Raw genomic sequence first — 16,982 nt, 5'->3', positions numbered from 1 at the left:
TCGTGAAGGCTCATGACCTGCAGTCGGCCCGGATCTGCGCGGCCGCGTGATGCGCTCCGCCGCGCCCGCCGTACCCCCAGTCCCGGCCTCGGTCCACGAGCTGCACCGTCAACTCGCCTTCCCTGACCGGCAGATCGTTCACGACGACCACCCCGCCGCGCATCGCCCGCTGACCGATCTCGAAAGCGGCGAGCACGGATCCGGAGTCCCGGACGTCAGCGAGGACGTGGTACCGGGTCGGATCGCCTGCGACGTCCTCCTCACGGTGACTCCACGGCACGCGTACCGCGACCGAGCACGTCGAGTAGCCGCTGCCCGGGTGCCAGTTCCAGGTGACGGTGTTGCCTCCGTCCCGTTCCCGTGCACCGGACATCGGCACGGCGATGAACCGGCCGTCGCAGCCGTTGCCCCGGTGGCCGCCGGAGCCGACCTCGTACCAGCCGTCACGGCCGTCCCGGTAACGGCCGTGCGTACGGACACCGTTCGGGCAGCCCGGTCCTGCCCACTCGCTGAACCAGGCCGCCTCCCCGGCCGGCACGTCGGCCCGCGATCCGGACGGCACCGGCCGGGGAGCGGGGGCGGACGCGGGCGGTTTCGGCTTCTCGGCCGCGGGCCGGGGCGTCGGTTTCGCGGACGTGGCGCTCGGTTCCGGCACGTCCTCCGGGAAGAACGTCGGGCCGATCCTCTGGGGCATCCCGCCCGGTGCGATGTCGTCCACGACCGGTCGCGCGTCGTCGGCGCGTTCGCCGTCGCCGTCGCCGCCGGCGGTTGCGAGGAGCGTGACTCCGAGCGCCAGCAGACACAGCGAGAGGACGGCTCCCGCCCCCGCCGGCATCGTCCTTCGCTCGAGGACCGGCTCGCCGAGCGTCCGGTGTGCCGGCACGGACTCGACGGTGCACGAGTCGAGCACCATCCCGGGCAGCGCGCCCCGGTGCGTTCCTCCGCATCTGTCGCAAACCATGCGGGTCACTATGCAGCGGGCGGAATACCGGCCGGTAGACGTCGGGGCGTATCAACGCGGTATCGATCCGGGGTCCTTCCGACGGGTGGGCACGGGCCGCCCGTTACGGGGCGGCGAGTGGCCTCCGACGGGTACCGCCGGTGACCGTCGCACGGACGTCGGGTGCCGTCGCGGGGCGCCTATGGGATCTTCGCGTGCCCGTCGATCGCGGGGCACCCGGCCCGGGGACGGACGAAGCACCGCCGCGAAGGCTGTGGCGTCCGTTGACCTTGCCCCAGGGGCAGGCCGCATCGTCCTCGTCACCGGGCGGAACTCCCGCCCGGTGACGGAGGATGGGCCCGTGCACAACGACTCCCTGCTCACCATCGGGGCCTTCGCAGCGCGGGCGCGGCTCTCGCCGAAGGCGCTGCGTCTCTACGACCGGCTCGGTCTGCTCACCCCGGCGTACGTCGACGCGGCGACCGGCTATCGCTGGTACCGCACCGAACAGGTCGATCGCGCCCGGCTCGTCGCGCTCCTGCGACAGATCGACATGCCGCTGGAGAGGATCGCCCGCGTGGTGGAGCTGCCGGGGCCGCAGGCCGCTCGGGCTCTGACGGCGTACTGGGCCGAGGTCGAGGAACGCCGTGCCGTGCAGGGCGCCGTCGTGGCCCATCTCCGTGACCGGCTTTCAGGCAGGAGACAGACGATGTACGAGGTCAGGACGATGGACATGGCCGAGCAGGCGGTCCTCACCGAGCGCCACAGGCTGCTGGCGGACGAGCTGCCCCGCTGGATCCCGGCGGCCCTCGGCCGCCTGGAACGGGCAGCCGAGGAGTGCGGTGGCGTCGCGGGCCCGCCTTACGTCCTCTACCACGCCGAGGTCGGCCCGGACAGCGACGGCCCGGCGGAGGCGTGCGTGCCGGTCGCCGACGCCCGCGCCGCGCAACTCTGGATCGACGAGCACCGGACGGGTGCGGTTCTCCGCGTGGAGCCCGCCGGCCGCCTCGCCTGCACCAGGGTGACCAAGGCGCAGGTGGCGTACCCGCAGATCGGGTCGGCCTTCGACGCCGTCGAGCGCTGGACCGCCCGGCAAGGGCTGACGGTCGCCGGCCCGTGCCGCGAGGTGTACTTCACGGACTGGGACGCGGCGTCGGCGACGGACGAGGTCTGCGACGTGGCGTTCCCGGTGGTCTGACGGGCGCGGCTCTCACTCAACGGCGGCCAGGGCGGCGGCGACTCGGCGCGTCGGCGCGTGACGGCCGCGGAGGCGCTGGGGTTCGTTCCGCGGTGGGCGGGGGTCGGGCCGCCGGGCGGTCCGACGACTGGGCGGAAGCACAGGCGGACTGGCGGACGGCCGGGCGAGGACGAAGGGAGACGAAGGGCGCCGGGGGCAGGGAATCAAGGGCGGGCGGCCGTGTGCGTCCCATCACCCCGCCGTCGGCCCGAAGTCGCTCCGCCGCCGTCCCGGCGACCAGGGGCGCCGCCCGTCGGGCGCCTCCGCTCAGCGCCTCCGACCCAGCTCCTCCCCTCAGCTCCTCCCGCTCAGCTCCTCCGGACACGGCGTACCGCGCGGGAGCTGGTACGGGGCCGCCAGCCGGTAGACACCCGCGCGCGGGGCGAGGAGTTCCGTCCATTCGTCCCCCTCCGTGTCCTCCCCCGCCTTCATCAGACAGCCGGCGACATTGACGAACACCTTCGGCTCGTCTTCCTCACGGAGCATCGACGCCGCGGTCTCCTGTGGCTGCTCCACACTCCGGCCCTGCTCGTCCACGAGACCCAGCCACGGCGAGTACGGGACGCGGATCAACACCCTTCCCGCCTCGCGCACATGGATCCGCAGCTCACCGGCGCCCGCCCGGTCCACGGTCGCCGGAGGGTCCGCGAGCGGCGTCGGCTCGCGGACGGCGAAGAGCCGCCAGTTCGCGTCCGACCACACCGGCTTCAGATAGGGCTGGCCGCGCTCGACCAGCTCCGCCTCCTGCCGGGCGCCCGAGTCCGGCTTTCCCGTCGGCAGCACCACGTAGTGGACGGCCCAGCGGTCCAGCCACTCCCGGTAGTTCGTGGCGTTGAGCGTGTCGTCGTAGAAGAGCGGATTGCGCTCCATGTCCGCCTGCCGGTTCCAGCCGCGCGCGAGGTTGACGTACGGCGCGAGCGCCGACGCCTCGCGGTGGCTGCTGGCCGGGACGACCTCCACACGGCCCCTCTCGGCGCCGACCTCCTGGAGTTCGTTCACCAGTGGCGCGAGTTCCCGCGTCCAGGACGCGGCCGGCGCGGTACGCACGATGTCGTCGACGCTCTTGAAGCCGATCCACGCGTTGAGCCCGGCGAACGCGAGGACGACCGCGTACCACCTTCGCGAGCGCGGCACTGTGTACGGCAGCGCCGCCATCAGCACGACCCCCGCGAAAAGCATCGCGAGCCGCGAGACGTTCGAGCCGATCTGCGAGTCCACGAGGAAGGTAAGCAGCGTCCCCGCGGAGTACACCCCGGCCGCGGTACGGACGGTGCGCCACTCACGCGGTACGAGGACGAGGACGAGGACCCCGAAGAGGAACGGCAGCGAGGTCGATCCCAGCGACATCGGCTGCGTACCGGAGAACGGGAACAGCCACGCCGACAGCGCCACGACCACGACCGGGGCGATCCCGAGCGCGTAGGCGCCCGGACGGCGCCCGTTCAGGAACAGCGCCGCGGCGACGACCCCGAGGAACAGTCCCGCGACCGGGCTCGACGCGGTCGCGAGGCCGGCCAGCGGCGCCGTGAACGCGGCCTTCGCCCAGCGTTTCCGCCGCCAGCGGTGGGGCCAGCAGAACACCGCGGCGACCGCCCCGAGGGCGAACACCATCCCCAGCCCGAACGTGACCCGCCCCGACAGCGCGTTGCAGAGGAACGCGAACACCCCGGCCAGCGAGCAGGCCAGCGGGTTCCGGACCGCCCGTACCCGCGTCAGGATCAGCGCGGTCAGCGCGGCGGAAAGGGTCCCGACGACCATCATCGTCGTGCGCACGCCGAGGACGGACATCAGGTACGGGGACACCACGCTGTACGAGACCGGGTGCATCCCGCCGTACCAGGCGAGGTTGTACGCCGAATCGGGATGCCGGCCGACGAACTCGGCCCAGGCGTCCTGAGCGGCGATGTCACCGCCGCTGTTGGCGAAGAACAGGAACCACCCGACGTGGAGGAAGGCCGCCAGCCCCGTGGCCACGAGGACGGGGCGCCGCGACAGCGCGCCGACGAACCGGGAGCCCGCGGTCCGCGCGTCGGCGAACCGGGAGCCGGTGGACCGGGAACCCGCAGGCCCGGCGCTGTCGCACGTTTCACCGTCGCGCCCGGTCGCTTCGCCCCCTGAGCCGTCGAGCCGTGCCGCGCGCGAGGCCGGGGGCCGGGGAGACGCGGGAGCCTCGGACGTCCCGACCGGCCCATGAGGCGCGGGGATCCCAGGAGAGGTGGACACCTCCCGGATCGCGGCGGCCTCACGCGACACCTGAGCCATGGGCTCCCCGGAGGCCCCGGCGGACGAGGCAGACGCGGCGGACGAGGGCGCGACGGTCCCGGTAAGCACGACAGACCCGGCAGTCACGGCGGGCGCGGCAGCCACGGCGGACGCGGCCGGTCCTCCGGTCTCGTGGGGCGCGGGGCACTCGGAAGCGACGGGGCACGCGACGGACTCAGGGGATCCGGATCCGGAATCCTCCCCTATTCGTGGGTCCTTCGCGTCTCGTGGGCCGCTCACGGCGCTGCTCTCGTCCGCGTGTGTCGGCTCGACGGTGGTCACTGCGGCTCCCGTGGTCGCTTCCCGTGCTCGGGGACGCCCTCCCGGCTTCGCGAGTTGCCCCCGGGCCGGGAGACGCCGCGATCCGGGGACGCTAGCACGGTGTTGATGCACCGGACGGGGGCACGGAGGTCCGTGCCCCCGTCCGGCTGCCCGATGTCAGCCCAAGCGGGTCAGCCTGGCGCCGAACCCGGGCTCCACGAGCGCCTCCTGGAGGGCCACCGGCACGGTGACCTGGCTGGCGCCCTCGCCGACGGTCAGCGAACCGACGACCGTGCCGGCCGCCGCCTCGTGCGGAAGGACCTTGCCGCCATTCGTCAACTCGAGCTTGACGGTGAGCCCGGACCAGCCGACGGCCTTGACGTCCTTGGTGGCCACCAGCGGGACCGAACCGCCCAGACCGTCCTCGACCACGCCGACGACCTGGCCCTTCTTGACGATCGTCGCGTTCTTCAGGGCGTCCTGCGTCGCGAGCATCAGCTCCCTGCTCGCCTTGATCGCGGTACCGAGGATCGGGGTGTCGTACTGCGCGAGCACGGCACCGACGATCAGCTGGTCCGTGTCGCCGACCATTTTGTGGGCGGCGAACAGGAGGTTGCCACCGGCCTTGGTGGTGCTGCCGGTCTTGATGCCGAGCGCGCCGTCGTAAGGCGGCAGCTCGTTGTAGTTCCGCCACCTCTTGCCCGACGGGTCCGTCCACTCGGGCAGCTTGGTGATGTCCATCAGGGCCTTGATCTCGACCAGCTTCAGCCCCAGCTTGACCTGGTCCTCGGCCGTGCTGACCGTCGTCGCGTCCAGCCCGGACGGGTCCGTGTACGTCGTGTTCTTCATCCCGAGCTCGTCCGCGGCGGCGTTCATCTTCTCGACGAACGCCTTCTCGGAGCCCGAGTCCCAGCGCGCCAGCTGACGCGCGATGTTGTTCGCGGACGGAATCATGATCGCCGCCAGCGCGTCCCTCAGACTGATCTTGTCGCCCTCCTTGACGGTGTTGAGTGTCGACTCGTTGTCCGTCTTGTCGAGCTGGCCTTCCGCCTCGCCCTTGGCGTCGATCTCGATCATGGGCCCCGGCTCGCCCGGCTTGAGCGGGTGGTTCTTGAGGATCACATACGCCGTCATGGACTTGGTCACGCTCGCGATCGGCACGGGCTTCTGCTCCCCGGAGGAGCCGAGCGTGCCGAGCCCGGACGCGGCCATGTACGCCTGGCCCTTCGCGGGCCAGGGCAGCTGCGGGGCCGAACCCTCGAACTCGTACGTCGGCTCGGCCGTCAGCGAGAGGGTGGGGTCCGGAAGCGGACGCACGGCCTGTACGACCGCGAAGACGATCAGGAGCAGCACGACGAGCGGCGTCCAGATCCTGACCCGCCGCACCAGGGTGCGGACGGGGGTCTGCGGGGGCGGCGGAGTGTTCGTCAGCTCGGCGAGCAGATCGAGCGGCGGCCTGGGCGGCAGCGGCTGCTGCCTCGTGCGCTCGGGCTCGGTGAGCGAGGCGGGCGGGGCGGCGGGAGACGCCGCGGGCCCGGCCGGCTTCGCGGTGGGAGGCGCCGACTGCGCGGAGGACGAGGCAGGGCGTACGTCGTCGCGCCGCAGCGGTACGAACGTGCTGGTCCGCTCGGCGGCGGGCTCGGGAGCGGAGCCGGGAGCGGTTTCGGCGGCGGACTCGGGGGCGTCGCCGGAGGTTCGGCCGGAGGTGGGCCTGGACGCCGGGGCGGCCGGGGCGGCCCCGGACGCACCGCTGCGGCCGGACGTCGTCCTCGCCCCGGTGGTGCCCTCGGCCCCGGGAGCGTCGTCGGACGCAGGCTTCGTGCCGGACCTCGACTCGGGCTTCGGCCTCTCGCTCGGGGGCCCGGTGACCCTGAGCGCAGTGGTGCGCTCGGCCTCCTTCTCCGCGCCCTCCGAGCCCGGACGCTCCGCATCCGCGCCGTCCGCGTCCGACTGCGCCGAGGGGGCGGCCGAAGGGGAGGAACTCTCGGCCCGCTTCGGTACCGGGGGCTGCGAAGTGATCTTGAGCGCGGTGGTCGGCTGGTCCACAGCGGGCCGGGGCAGGGCCTTGAAGACGGCCGTCGGCTGGTCGACGGCCTTCCGGCCCCCGGCCTCCCCGTCCCCGGCCTCCCCGGCGTCGTCGGCCTCCCCGGCGTCGTCGCCTTCATCGGCCGTCCCGGCGGAAACCGCGAGCCTGGCGGAACCCGTCGGCGCGACGGCGCCGTCCGTACCGATCGCGGGACCTTCGCCGGGGCCGTCCTCCACAGGGGCGGTGTCCTTGCCGGCTCGCCGGGCGGCGGCCCAGCTGGGCGTCCTGCTCCGGGAGCCCTCCTCGCTCGGGTTCGAGCCGTCCGAGGTCGAACCGCGCGCGCTCCCGCCGGCCGCGTCCTCGTCGCCCTCGCCCCGGCCCGTCTCGGTCCGGCCCGTCTCGGCTGACGGCTCCGCGTCGACGGACTTGCGGGGCGGGGGCGCCGTGGGCCTCTCCCCGGCATTCCCGGCCGCCTCGTGGGCACTGGGGGCGTGTTCGGGGGCGTCGCCGCCCTCCACCGCCCCCGGAGTGCCCGCGTCCGCCTCGTCGTCGCCGGAGGTCCCGCCGGCGCGTGCGGCGGCCGGGGCCGGCCTACCGCCCGTCCGCCCGCCCGTACCCTCGCCCGCGGCGGCACCGGCCTCCTCGGTCCCGTCCACCGTGTCGTCCGCCGTGTCGTCCGCCGTGTCGCCCTTGCCGGAGACCCACGCGGCCACCGCCGCACGGAGGCGGTCCTCCGAGGCGGCGGACCCGACCGCGTCGTCGGAACCGGCCGCGGACTCGGGTGCGTCCCTGTCGGAGGCGTCCGCGTCGTCGGCGGCGGACGCCTCCGAGGACGTCGGTTCGGACGACTTCGAGGCCTCGGCGCGCTCCTCCGCCTCCGACAGCAGCGTCCGGAACACCGCCGTCGGCTGGTCGGCACGCCCCTCGGTGGATGCTCCCGCCGAACGGGCCACGGCAAGCCGCGGATCACGTTCGCCCGGAGTCGTCTCCCCCGACGACTTCTGCTGCTCCGACTTGTCGGGGGACTCGCCCGCCACCGTGCCTCCTCCGTGCCTCAACCTGAACCCGCCGTGGCGCTGGTACCACCCGCACCACTGTCCGAACCATCTCTCAGTGTCCTGTGTGAACCGCTTGGCCCCCGTGCTAGACGAGAACGACATACCTGCCGGTTCCCACACGAAGCACCCAGGCACTCTCGACAGACCAATGTGAGAGGCGTCACCCTGTCATTCATCCACGCGGGGAGGCATGGATGGGCAGGAGCCGCAGAACACTTCCGGAGGAGCTTCTGCTGCTCGCTCTGGACCCGGCCACGGGTACCACAGCGCAGCCGCAGTCGCTCGACCTCGGCCTGGCCGGAGCACAGCTAGTGGAGCTGGCCCTGGCAGGACGGATAGCCCCAGACGGGGATCGTATCGCCGTGGTGATGCCACGGCCGACAGGAGATCCGACACTGGACTCCGCACTGGAACTGCTGCGCAGGCGCGGCAGTCCGGTCCGCGCGGTCCACTGGATCGGCGGGCCCCGCCTGGGGTTGCGCCAGACCTACCTCTCACATCTGGAAAGGTGCGGCATGGTCCATGCCGTGGCGGGCCAAATGTGCGGGGTGCTGCCGACGACTCGCTACCAGGCGACGGACACGGCGATCAGCCGGGAGATCAGGACCCGACTGGACAACGCGATCCGCACCGGCGTACCGCCGGACCCGCGGACGGCCGCACTCGCCGCACTGGCGCACGCGGTCGGCCTGGGCAAGCACCTCTATCCCGGCAACGAGGGGCGGTCCTCCCGCTCCCGGCTCCGGGACCTGATCAGGCACGACCCCATGGGCGGACTCGTGGCGCACGCCGTGATGGACGTTCAGAACGGTGCGTCCGCGCAGCAACGCCGTGGTCCGGCGGCACCCGGTCGGCAGCCGGCCGTCCAGATGCCGTCACGACGCGGCAGCATGGCCCGCGCCGCCGCTCACTAGTACCGGTACGGGCCACCGGCCCATAGGGGTACGACTCGGGCTGGGCTGGGCTGGGCTGGACACGGAAGCGGACACGCCCCACGGATGCGCACGCGCGCCCGTGCGGCCGTGGACGCCTCCGTGAACCACCCGATCGCACGCCCGCCGGGAGAACCGCCGCACCGGCGTCGCACGAGACCGGTTCGGGAGCCGCAGAGGGCGCGGGGCAGTCGCACCGTCGACCGCCCCGCGCCCTCCCTGCGGCATGCGCCCGTCCTGACGCACACACCCTCGGCTCTGCGCCCATCTCATGAGGGCGCTCGGGTGCGCACGCGACCGCCCCGCGGCGCGCTCCCACGCATGTGACCGCGCCCGCTTCGCGCTCCCACGCGTGCACCCACGCTCTCTTCGCGCGCCCACGGGTGCCCGTTTCCACCACGCGCCGCACACAGCCGGTGTTTTGTCCCCCGCATTGTGCGTGCGTGTCGTCGTTTTCCAGCGCGAGCAGCACCTTTGGTGGCAGTCTGCTGAGACGTAGATACGCACAGCAACAAGGACCGCACAGCAGTCCACACCGGAGGTGCAGTTCCCGTGGCGTCCAACGTCAACCCCACCGTCAGGCGCCGCCGTTTGGGCCAGGAGTTGCGCCGGCTCCGCGAACTCAGGGGCATGACCGCGGAGGAGGTGGCGGATCGCCTGCTCGTCTCCCAGTCGAAGATCAGCCGACTGGAGAACGGCCGGCGCTCGATCAGCCAGCGCGACGTGCGCGACCTCTGCGGAGTGTACGAGGTCGAGGACCACCGCGTGGTCGACTCCCTGATGCAGATGGCCAAGGACTCGCGCCAGCAGGGCTGGTGGCATGCCTTCGGCGACATCCCCTACAGCGTCTACATCGGCCTGGAGACGGACGCCGCCAGCCTCCGCGTCTACGAGCCGCAGATCGTGCCGGGTCTGCTCCAGACCCGGGAGTACGCGGAGGCGCTCATCACCGGCGCGCTGCCCGAGACTCCGAGCAGCGACGTGGAGAAGCGCGTCCAGGTCCGGGTCCGCCGCCAGGAGCGGATCGCCTCCGACGAGAGTCCGCTTCGGCTGTGGGCGGTGGTGGACGAGGCCGCGCTGCGCCGGGTCGTGGGCAACAAGGAGATGATGCGGGAGCAGCTGGAGCATCTCGTCGAGCAGTCGCAGCTGCCGCATGTCACCGTTCAGGTGCTGCCGTTCAGCATGGGCGCCCATCCCGGGATCACCGGTCACTACGCCATCCTGGAGTTCCCCGACGCATCGGACTCCAGCGTCGTATACATCGAAGGCGTCACCAGCGACCTGTACCTGGAGAAGGCGAACGACGTCCACAAATACACGGTGATGTACGAGCATTTGCGGGCGCAGGCGTTGAACGTCGAGCAGACACGGGAGTTCATTGAGGACATCGCCAAGTCCTACGCCAAGTAGGCCCGGTCCAGGTGTCGTTCACTCGCGGTTCGAGGTCGTGGGGGCACCCTCCGGAAGCGGGCCGGGAAGTCGCGAGGGCGGACCATACACCTTCGTAAGCATTTCCCGGAAGAGCGCAGTGAAATATGCCATCCGGTCGAGTGAACGGACGTTCTCAGCGGTCGAGCGCCCCAAGTAGCGTCGTGATCACGCCGTCGAGCACGTCGGCCACACCGTCGAAACACGGAACCGGAGAAAGACATGGCTATTCACCAGGGCGCCACGGACACTTGGGTCAAATCCTCGTACTCCGGCGGAAACGGCGCATGTGTCGAAGTCAAGTCCCCCGTCGTGCAGGCGATCGCCGTCCGCGACTCCAAGGCCCCCGAGGGCCCGTCCATCACCTTCGTCCCCGGTTCCTGGGCCGCGTTCCTGCAGGGTGTGAGCAAGGGCTCCCTCTAGGGTTCCGTACTCGAAGCCGGAAGCAGACAGGCGGGAGCCGGAGGCTTCCGACGTCGGCCCGCCCCATGGGAGCCGGGCCGGTCAGCGTCGGAACACCAAGACCCGACGAACAGAGCCCTCTCGACTGGTCCGCCGTCCCGGCCGAGGGGGCTCGGCACTGCGGCCCCCGCCTCCACCCACCGAAGACCTGACCCGGCCACCTCTCCGCTAACGCAGTTCGTCCACGTACCGGTCCGTACCGGGGACGGTCGGAATGAACGGCGCCACCAGCTCGATCCTGCCCAGCTCCCCCGCATCCAGCCCGGCGAAGTGCTCCTCCCAGCCGTCCCGCGGATCTCGTTCCAGGAACCACAGCAGCGTCAGCCGGGTGTCCACACCCTCCACCTGTTTCACGTATGTCATCCGGTCCAGCGGCAGAGGCGTGGGCCGGAACACGGTCACCATCGCCGCCGGGGAGACGGCGTCGCCCTTCGCCGCGAGCCGCTTCGGCAGTTCCCGCGACCGCAGCCATTCCAGCAGCTCCGCCCTGCGCTCCGGACTCTCCGCGTCGATCACCTCCACGACCAGCCCCGCGTACGGATGGTCGAGCGCGTGGTAGTCGCGCGGCCCCGCGGCGCCGTCCCGGTAGACGGTCGCCACATGGTCCTGGAACGCGGTGAACACATGGGTGCGGGCCTGGTGGACGCGGCCGTCGCGATTGAGCCGCTTGTTGATCCCGACCGTCCAGCGCATGTGGTCGTCGTAACGCCCCTCGGTGATCCAGTAGGTGGAGATGTAGCAGCCTGCGGTTACCGGCCGGGCCACCGCCGACTTCTCCGGGTAGCGCAGCAGCTGCAGATCTCGGGTGGCGACCCAGCGGCGCCCCGCGAACATCCAGGGCATCGCCATGGCACCCGCGTAGTAGTGGTCGTCCTCGTACCAGCGGTTGTACGCGTACTCATGGCCGGGACGCGGCTCGACCATGGTGATCAGCGCATGGCCGGGACGCACCTCGTAGGGGCCGACGGCCGCCAGTTCCGCGTACAGCCCGGACCGGGTGTCCTCGCTCACGACGCCCCTCTTCCCAGCACGGCGCTCCCCTTCCCTCCCGCGGTCGACGGACCTACTCTGACGCACCGTCAGATAAAGGGCCAGAGTCGGGAGCCGCCGAGATGCTGCTGCAGGAGAAGACCGTCATCGTGTCCGGCGTCGGCGCCGGGCTCGGACACCGCGTCGCCGAGACCGTCGTACGGGACGGCGGCAATGCCGTCCTCGGCGCCCGCACCGAGGCGAACCTCGTGAAGACCGCCGGCGAGATCGACCCCACCGGCGCCCACACCGCCCACCGCCCCACCGACATCACCGACGAGGCCCAGTGCGAGGCGCTCGCCGCCCTCGCGCTGGAGCGCTTCGGGCGCATCGACGCCGTCGTGCACGTCGCCGCCCGGGACAGCCACTTCGGCGGCGTCGAGGACGCCGACTTCGCGACCTGGCAGCAGATCGTCGACGTCAACCTGCTGGGCACCCTGCGCATGACACGCGCCTGCCTGCCCGCCCTCAGGGAGCGCGGCGGATCGGTCGTCATCATCGGCACCCAGTCCGCGGTGGCCGCCCCGTCCCAGGTCCGGCAGGCGGCGTACGCGGCGTCGAAGGGCGCGCTGACCTCCGCCATGTACTCCCTGGCCCGGGAACTCGGTCCGCACCGGATCCGGGTCAACACGGTACTCCCAGGCTGGATGTGGGGCCCGCCGGTCCAGGCGTACGTCCGGTTCACCGCCGGCACCGAAGGCGTTCCCGAGTCCGAGGTGCTGTCCCGCCTCACGGAACGCATGGCCCTCCCGGAACTCGCCACCGACGGGGACGTCGCGGAGGCCGTCGCCTTCCTCGCCTCGGACCGCGCCCGCTCGATCACCGGCCAGTCCCTCCTGGTCAACGCCGGCGAACTGATGCGGTAGCCGCCACGGCCGAAACGGCGCGGCAGCCACCGCTGCGGACCGGTGGCACCGCAACCGGCCGGACCCAGCGGACCGGGGAGCGCCGCCGCCGTCACTCGTGGCGGAAACCGCCCCCTGTCGGGCACTCGGTGGCCGGGCGATGCGCGTGCCGACTGCCCGGAAGCCGACCGCCCACAACCGTGTGCGAGGTGGTCCGGAGCCGGCCGGACTCAGCCGCGCGGATAGCGCTGGAGCCAGCCGGGGGCGGAGGCGGCGGGGCCGTGGAGCGCCGGGCCCTGCGTCATCTCCATGGCGAAGTCGTCGGCGAGTTCGAGGACCGTGGAGCGGCCCTCGATCTCCGACAGCCAGGCGGGCGGCAGTGCCGTCTCTCCGTGCAGCGCACCGAGAAGGGCGCCGCAGAGAGTGCCGGTGGTGTGGGAGGGCCCGTCGTGGTTGACGGCGAGGCGGAGCCCGTGGCGGACGTCCTCGCTGACGAGAGTGCAGTAGACGGCGACGGCGAGGGCGTCCTCGGCGTTCTCGGGGTCACCGAGCGCGTCGATGCGGGTGGCACTCGGAATGCCCTGGCGTACGGCGCCCAGGGCCTGCTTGAGCGCGTCGCTCACGGGCTGGTGCCCCGGCCTGGGCGTCAGCAGGGACAGCGCCCGCTGGACGGACCCGTCGACGGTCTCGCCGCGGGCCAGCCCGTGGACGATCACTGCGAAGGCACCGGCCGAGAGGTACGCGGTGGGGTGGCCGTGGGTCTGCGCCGCGCACTCCACGGCCAGCTGGCAGACCAGCTGCGGCTCCCAGCCCACGAGCAGCCCGAAGGGAGCGGAGCGGACGAGCGCGCCGGCGTCGCGGGCGGTGGGGTTCTTGGGCTTGTCGACGGTGCCGAGCACCTCGTCGGCGAGACCGGTGAGGCAGGCGGGGGTCGGGTCGCGGCGGGTGTAGAGCCATTCCTCGCGGGCGAGCCAGCCGTTGTCCTTGCGACGCTCGTCGGGCCCCCAGTCCCGCTGGGTGGCCGCCCAGCGCAGATGGGCGCGGTGGACGTCGGTCGGGGGGTGCCAGGCGCCGGTGTCGCGGCGGACCTGGGCGCGTATGAGGCCGTCGACGGTGAAGAGGGTCAGCTGCGTGGCGGCGGTGACCGCGCCGCGGCGGCCGTAGGCGGGAACGAGATCGGCGACCCCGTCCGGGCCGTGGGTGGCGCGTATCTCGTCCAGGGACAGCGCGGCGACCCCGGCGCCCAGTGCGTCGCCGATGGCTCCGCCCAGCAGACAGCCGCGCACCCGGGCGCGGAAGTCCTGCTGCTCGGCACGTCCCCAGACGGCTGCGGCTGGTGTGGTCACCCGGCTCCCCCCTTCTCGTGCGCAGCACTGTAATCGACCGCGAGAGATCGCTTCATGGGCGGATTCCAGCCGGAACGACAGCCGAAGTGGAATGTGACGGTCAGCTTCCGGCCGGTTCCGGTCACTGCCCGCGGTGCGCCACGGCGCGGCCGCTGTCCACCCGGGACGCCCGCCAGGCCGGAGGGCGGGGCGGCCGGGGCGTTCGGGCGGACCGGGAGGGGCCGGGAGGGGCCGGGAGTCCGGGTGACGGGTTCGGACTGCCGGGTTCGGGCCGCGTCCGGCTCGACGTGACCCACGTCACGGAACCTTCGTGCTGTCCTGCCCGGTGCGCGCCACGGCCGGACTGCGGCCAGGGCCTGGGCCCGACCCTCGGCCCGGCCCTCGTCCCGTACCGAGTGGTGCCCTCGGTCGCCTTCCGCGAAGGCCATCGCGGCGCCTTTCCGTAACGGACTTCCGTAACGGACTTCCGCGACGCGCTCTTCCGGGATGCCCTTCCGCGACCGGGACGGGGCCGGGAAACCTCGACCGGGCCCCTCAGCCCTGTTCCAGCACCGGCAGCAGCTCCGGGAGGTGGCCGTCGGAGTCCGCAGCCGCGCGCTGCCGCTCCGCAGGGACCTCGCCGTACAGCGTCGTACGGGGCCTCGACGGGCGTCCGGCGGCGTCGGCGATGGCCGTCAGGTCGCGGACGGAGCGGTACGAGCCGTAACTCGACCCGGCCATCCGGGAGATGGTCTCCTCCATCAGCGTGCCGCCGAGGTCGTTCGCACCGGAGCGCAGCATCTCCGCGGCGCCTTCCGCGCCGAGCTTCACCCAGCTGGTCTGGATGTTCGGGATGTGCGGGTGGAGCAGCAACCGGGCCATCGCCGTGACGGCGCGGTTGTCACGGGTCGTGGGCCCCGGCCTGGCGATGCCGGCCAGGTAGACGGGCGCGTTGGTGTGGATGAAGGGCAGCGTCACGAACTCGGTGAACCCGCCCGTCTGCTGCTGGATGCGGGCCAGGGTGCGGAAATGGCCCAGCCAGTGCCGGGGCTGGTCGACGTGTCCGTACATCATCGTCGACGACGAGCGGATGCCCAGCTCGTGCGCGGTGGTGACGACCTCGATCCAGGTGGCGGTGGGCAGCTTGCCCTTCGTCAGCACCCAGCGCACCTCGTCGTCGAGGATCTCCGCGGCCGTCCCGGGGATGGAGTCCAGTCCCGCCTCCTTGGCGGCGGTCAGCCACTCGCGGATCGACATGCCGGTGCGCGTCGCGCCGTTCACGACCTCCATGGGGGAGAACGCGTGCACGTGCATGCCGGGGACGCGCTGCTTCACGGCCCGGGCGATGTCGAAGTACGCGGTGCCGGGCAGGTCGGGGTGGATACCGCCCTGCATGCACACCTCGACCGCGCCGACCTCCCACGCCTGCTGGGCGCGGTCGGCGACCTGGTCCAGCGACAGGGTGTACGCGTCGGCGTCCGTGCGGCGCTGGGCGAAGGCGCAGAAACGGCAGCCGGTGTAGCAGACGTTGGTGAAGTTGATGTTGCGGGTGACGACGTACGTGACGTCGTCACCGACGACGTCACGGCGCAGGTCGTCGGCGATCGAGCACAGCGCGTCCAGCGCGGGCCCGTCGGCGTGCAGCAGCGCGAGGGCCTCGTCGTCGGTGAGCCTCGCCGGATCGTCCGCCGCCGTGGCCAGGGCGTGCCGTACGTCGGTGTCGATGCGCGAGGGCACCATGCCGGGCGCCGCCGCCTCGCGCAGGATGCCCCAGTCCCCGTACACCTCGTCGAAGTCGTCCCGGCGGTCCGAGGTCCGGCCGTCGGTGTCGATGGTGCGGTGCAGATCGGTCCGTCCGCTCGCGACGAAGCCCTCGTCCGGCTCCTGCCAGGGAAGGCCGACTGGCAGCGCGGCCTCGTCCGCGAGGCCGGTCGAGGGGTCGGCGAGGGCCCGCACGTGCGGGAGCAGCCGGGGGTCCAGCCAGGGCTCGCCGCGCCGGACGAACTCCGGGTACACGGCGAGCCGTTCGCGCAGCCGGAATCCGGCGGCCGCCGACCGCTCGGCGAGCAGGTCGATCTGGGGCCACGGCCGCTCGGGGTTGACGTGGTCGGGCGTCAGCGGCGACACCCCGCCCCAGTCGTCGACACCGGCGGCGATGAGGCGCCCGTACTCCTCGTCCACGAGGTTCGGCGGTGCCTGGAGGCACCCGGAGGGGCCCATGATGTGCCGGGCGACGGCGATGGTGGCGACGAGGTCGTCCAGTTCGGCGTCCGGCATGCCGCGCATCGCGGTGTCCGGCTTGGCGCGGAAGTTCTGGACGATCAGCTCCTGGATGCCGTGGTAGGCGCGGGAGATCCGGCGCAGCGCGAACAGCGACTCCGCGCGCTCCTCGTACGTCTCGCCGATCCCGATCAGCAGCCCGCTGGTGAACGGGACGGAGCTGCGCCCGGCGTCCTCCAGCACCCGCAGCCGCACCGCCGGCTCCTTGTCGGGCGATCCGTGGTGCGGACCGCCGGGCTCGGACCAGAGGCGGGTGGCGGTGGTCTCCAGCATCATGCCCATCGAGGGGGCGACGGGCTTGAGCCGCTGGAAGTCCGTCCAGGTCATCACGCCCGGGTTGAGGTGGGGCAGGAGTCCGGTCTCCTCCAGGATGCGGATCGCCATGGCCCGTACGTAGGCGATGGTGTCGTCGTACCCCTCCGCCTCCAGCCACTCACGCGCCTCGGGCCAGCGGTCCTCCGGCTTGTCGCCGAGGGTGATGAGGGCTTCCTTGCAGCCGAGTTCGGCACCGCGCCGCGCGATGTCCAGCACCTCGTCGGGCGACATGAACATCCCGTGGCCGGCACGGCGGAGCTTGCCGGGGACGGTGGCGAAGGTGCAGTAGTGGCACTTGTCCCGGCACAGCCTCGTGAGCGGGATGAACACGCTCTTCGAGTACGTGATGACCCCGGGGCGCCCCGCGGCCTCCAGCCCGGCGTCCCGGACCCGCGCCGCGGACGCGCACAGGTCCTCCAGGTCCGCGCCCCGCGCCTGCAGCAGCACGGCGGCCTCTCCGGTGTCGAGCGCGACACCGTCCCGAGCCCGCTTGAGAGCACGGCGCATCGCGTTGGCGGTCGGACGACCCGCCTGGTCTCCGACCCGGTCTCCGGCCTGGTGATCCGTCATGCAGCGAGCATA

General features: G+C 72.4%; 11 protein-coding genes. 5 read left to right on the top strand and 6 right to left on the bottom strand.

The genetic code is table 11. The features are described 5' to 3' along the window. Nucleotides 1-10: 10 nt before the first annotated feature. Complete coding sequence (locus QMZ92_RS21550; protein WP_283299023.1) at nucleotides 11-961, bottom strand: adhesin; 951 nt, start codon at nucleotides 959-961, stop codon at nucleotides 11-13. A gap of 322 nt (nucleotides 962-1,283) precedes the next feature. On the opposite strand from QMZ92_RS21550, the gene QMZ92_RS21545 reads away from it, so the two are divergent. Beyond that, entirely contained in the window at nucleotides 1,284-2,138 is an 855-nt protein-coding gene (locus tag QMZ92_RS21545) for a MerR family transcriptional regulator (protein WP_502962104.1), read from the top strand. A gap of 333 nt (nucleotides 2,139-2,471) precedes the next feature. Here the strand turns inward: QMZ92_RS21545 and QMZ92_RS21540 are convergent, their stop codons facing one another. Continuing rightward, nucleotides 2,472-4,439 carry a DUF8823 domain-containing protein gene (locus QMZ92_RS21540; RefSeq protein ID WP_283299021.1) on the bottom strand — a complete coding sequence of 656 codons (1,968 nt, stop codon included), beginning with the start codon at nucleotides 4,437-4,439 and terminating at the stop codon, nucleotides 2,472-2,474. A 438-nt stretch (nucleotides 4,440-4,877) separates the two neighbouring features. Continuing rightward, on the bottom strand, nucleotides 4,878-7,763 hold the full coding sequence (locus QMZ92_RS21535; RefSeq protein WP_283299020.1) for a D-alanyl-D-alanine carboxypeptidase: 2,886 nt from the start codon (nucleotides 7,761-7,763) through the stop codon (nucleotides 4,878-4,880). A gap of 215 nt (nucleotides 7,764-7,978) precedes the next feature. Here QMZ92_RS21535 and QMZ92_RS21530 point away from each other — a divergent pair, with 215 nt between their 5' ends. The 3 genes from QMZ92_RS21530 to QMZ92_RS21520 all read left to right on the top strand — a co-directional run bounded on the left by QMZ92_RS21530 (nucleotide 7,979) and on the right by QMZ92_RS21520 (nucleotide 10,567). Beyond that, nucleotides 7,979-8,698: a GOLPH3/VPS74 family protein gene (locus QMZ92_RS21530; RefSeq protein WP_283299019.1), complete on the top strand. Its 720-nt coding sequence runs from the start codon at nucleotides 7,979-7,981 to the stop codon at nucleotides 8,696-8,698. A 570-nt stretch (nucleotides 8,699-9,268) separates the two neighbouring features. Then, nucleotides 9,269-10,126: a helix-turn-helix domain-containing protein gene (locus QMZ92_RS21525; RefSeq protein ID WP_283299018.1), complete on the top strand. Its 858-nt coding sequence runs from the start codon at nucleotides 9,269-9,271 to the stop codon at nucleotides 10,124-10,126. Nucleotides 10,127-10,366: 240 nt separating this feature from the next. Beyond that, complete coding sequence (locus QMZ92_RS21520) at nucleotides 10,367-10,567, top strand: DUF397 domain-containing protein (RefSeq protein ID WP_283299017.1); 201 nt, start codon at nucleotides 10,367-10,369, stop codon at nucleotides 10,565-10,567. Between the two features lie 207 nt (nucleotides 10,568-10,774). On the opposite strand, the gene QMZ92_RS21515 is transcribed toward QMZ92_RS21520, so the two are convergent. After that, on the bottom strand, nucleotides 10,775-11,617 hold the full coding sequence (locus QMZ92_RS21515) for a hypothetical protein (RefSeq protein WP_283299016.1): 843 nt from the start codon (nucleotides 11,615-11,617) through the stop codon (nucleotides 10,775-10,777). A gap of 101 nt (nucleotides 11,618-11,718) precedes the next feature. Between QMZ92_RS21515 and QMZ92_RS21510 the strand changes: the two genes are divergently transcribed. Continuing rightward, nucleotides 11,719-12,501: an SDR family oxidoreductase gene (locus QMZ92_RS21510; RefSeq protein WP_283299015.1), complete on the top strand. Its 783-nt coding sequence runs from the start codon at nucleotides 11,719-11,721 to the stop codon at nucleotides 12,499-12,501. Between the two features lie 209 nt (nucleotides 12,502-12,710). Here QMZ92_RS21510 and QMZ92_RS21505 read toward each other — a convergent pair whose 3' ends face one another. Then, on the bottom strand, nucleotides 12,711-13,826 hold the full coding sequence (locus tag QMZ92_RS21505) for an ADP-ribosylglycohydrolase family protein (protein WP_283299014.1): 1,116 nt from the start codon (nucleotides 13,824-13,826) through the stop codon (nucleotides 12,711-12,713). A gap of 534 nt (nucleotides 13,827-14,360) precedes the next feature. Continuing rightward, entirely contained in the window at nucleotides 14,361-16,970 is a 2,610-nt protein-coding gene (locus QMZ92_RS21500) for a bifunctional FO biosynthesis protein CofGH (protein ID WP_283299013.1), read from the bottom strand. Nucleotides 16,971-16,982 lie beyond the last annotated feature (12 nt).

This window comes from Streptomyces sp. HNM0645 (assembly GCF_030056615.1).
Classification (GTDB): Bacteria; Actinomycetota; Actinomycetes; order Streptomycetales; family Streptomycetaceae; genus Streptomyces; species Streptomyces marianii.
The sequence above is the reverse complement of the archived record's forward strand: the minus strand, read 5'-3'. Positions and strand labels throughout refer to the sequence as shown.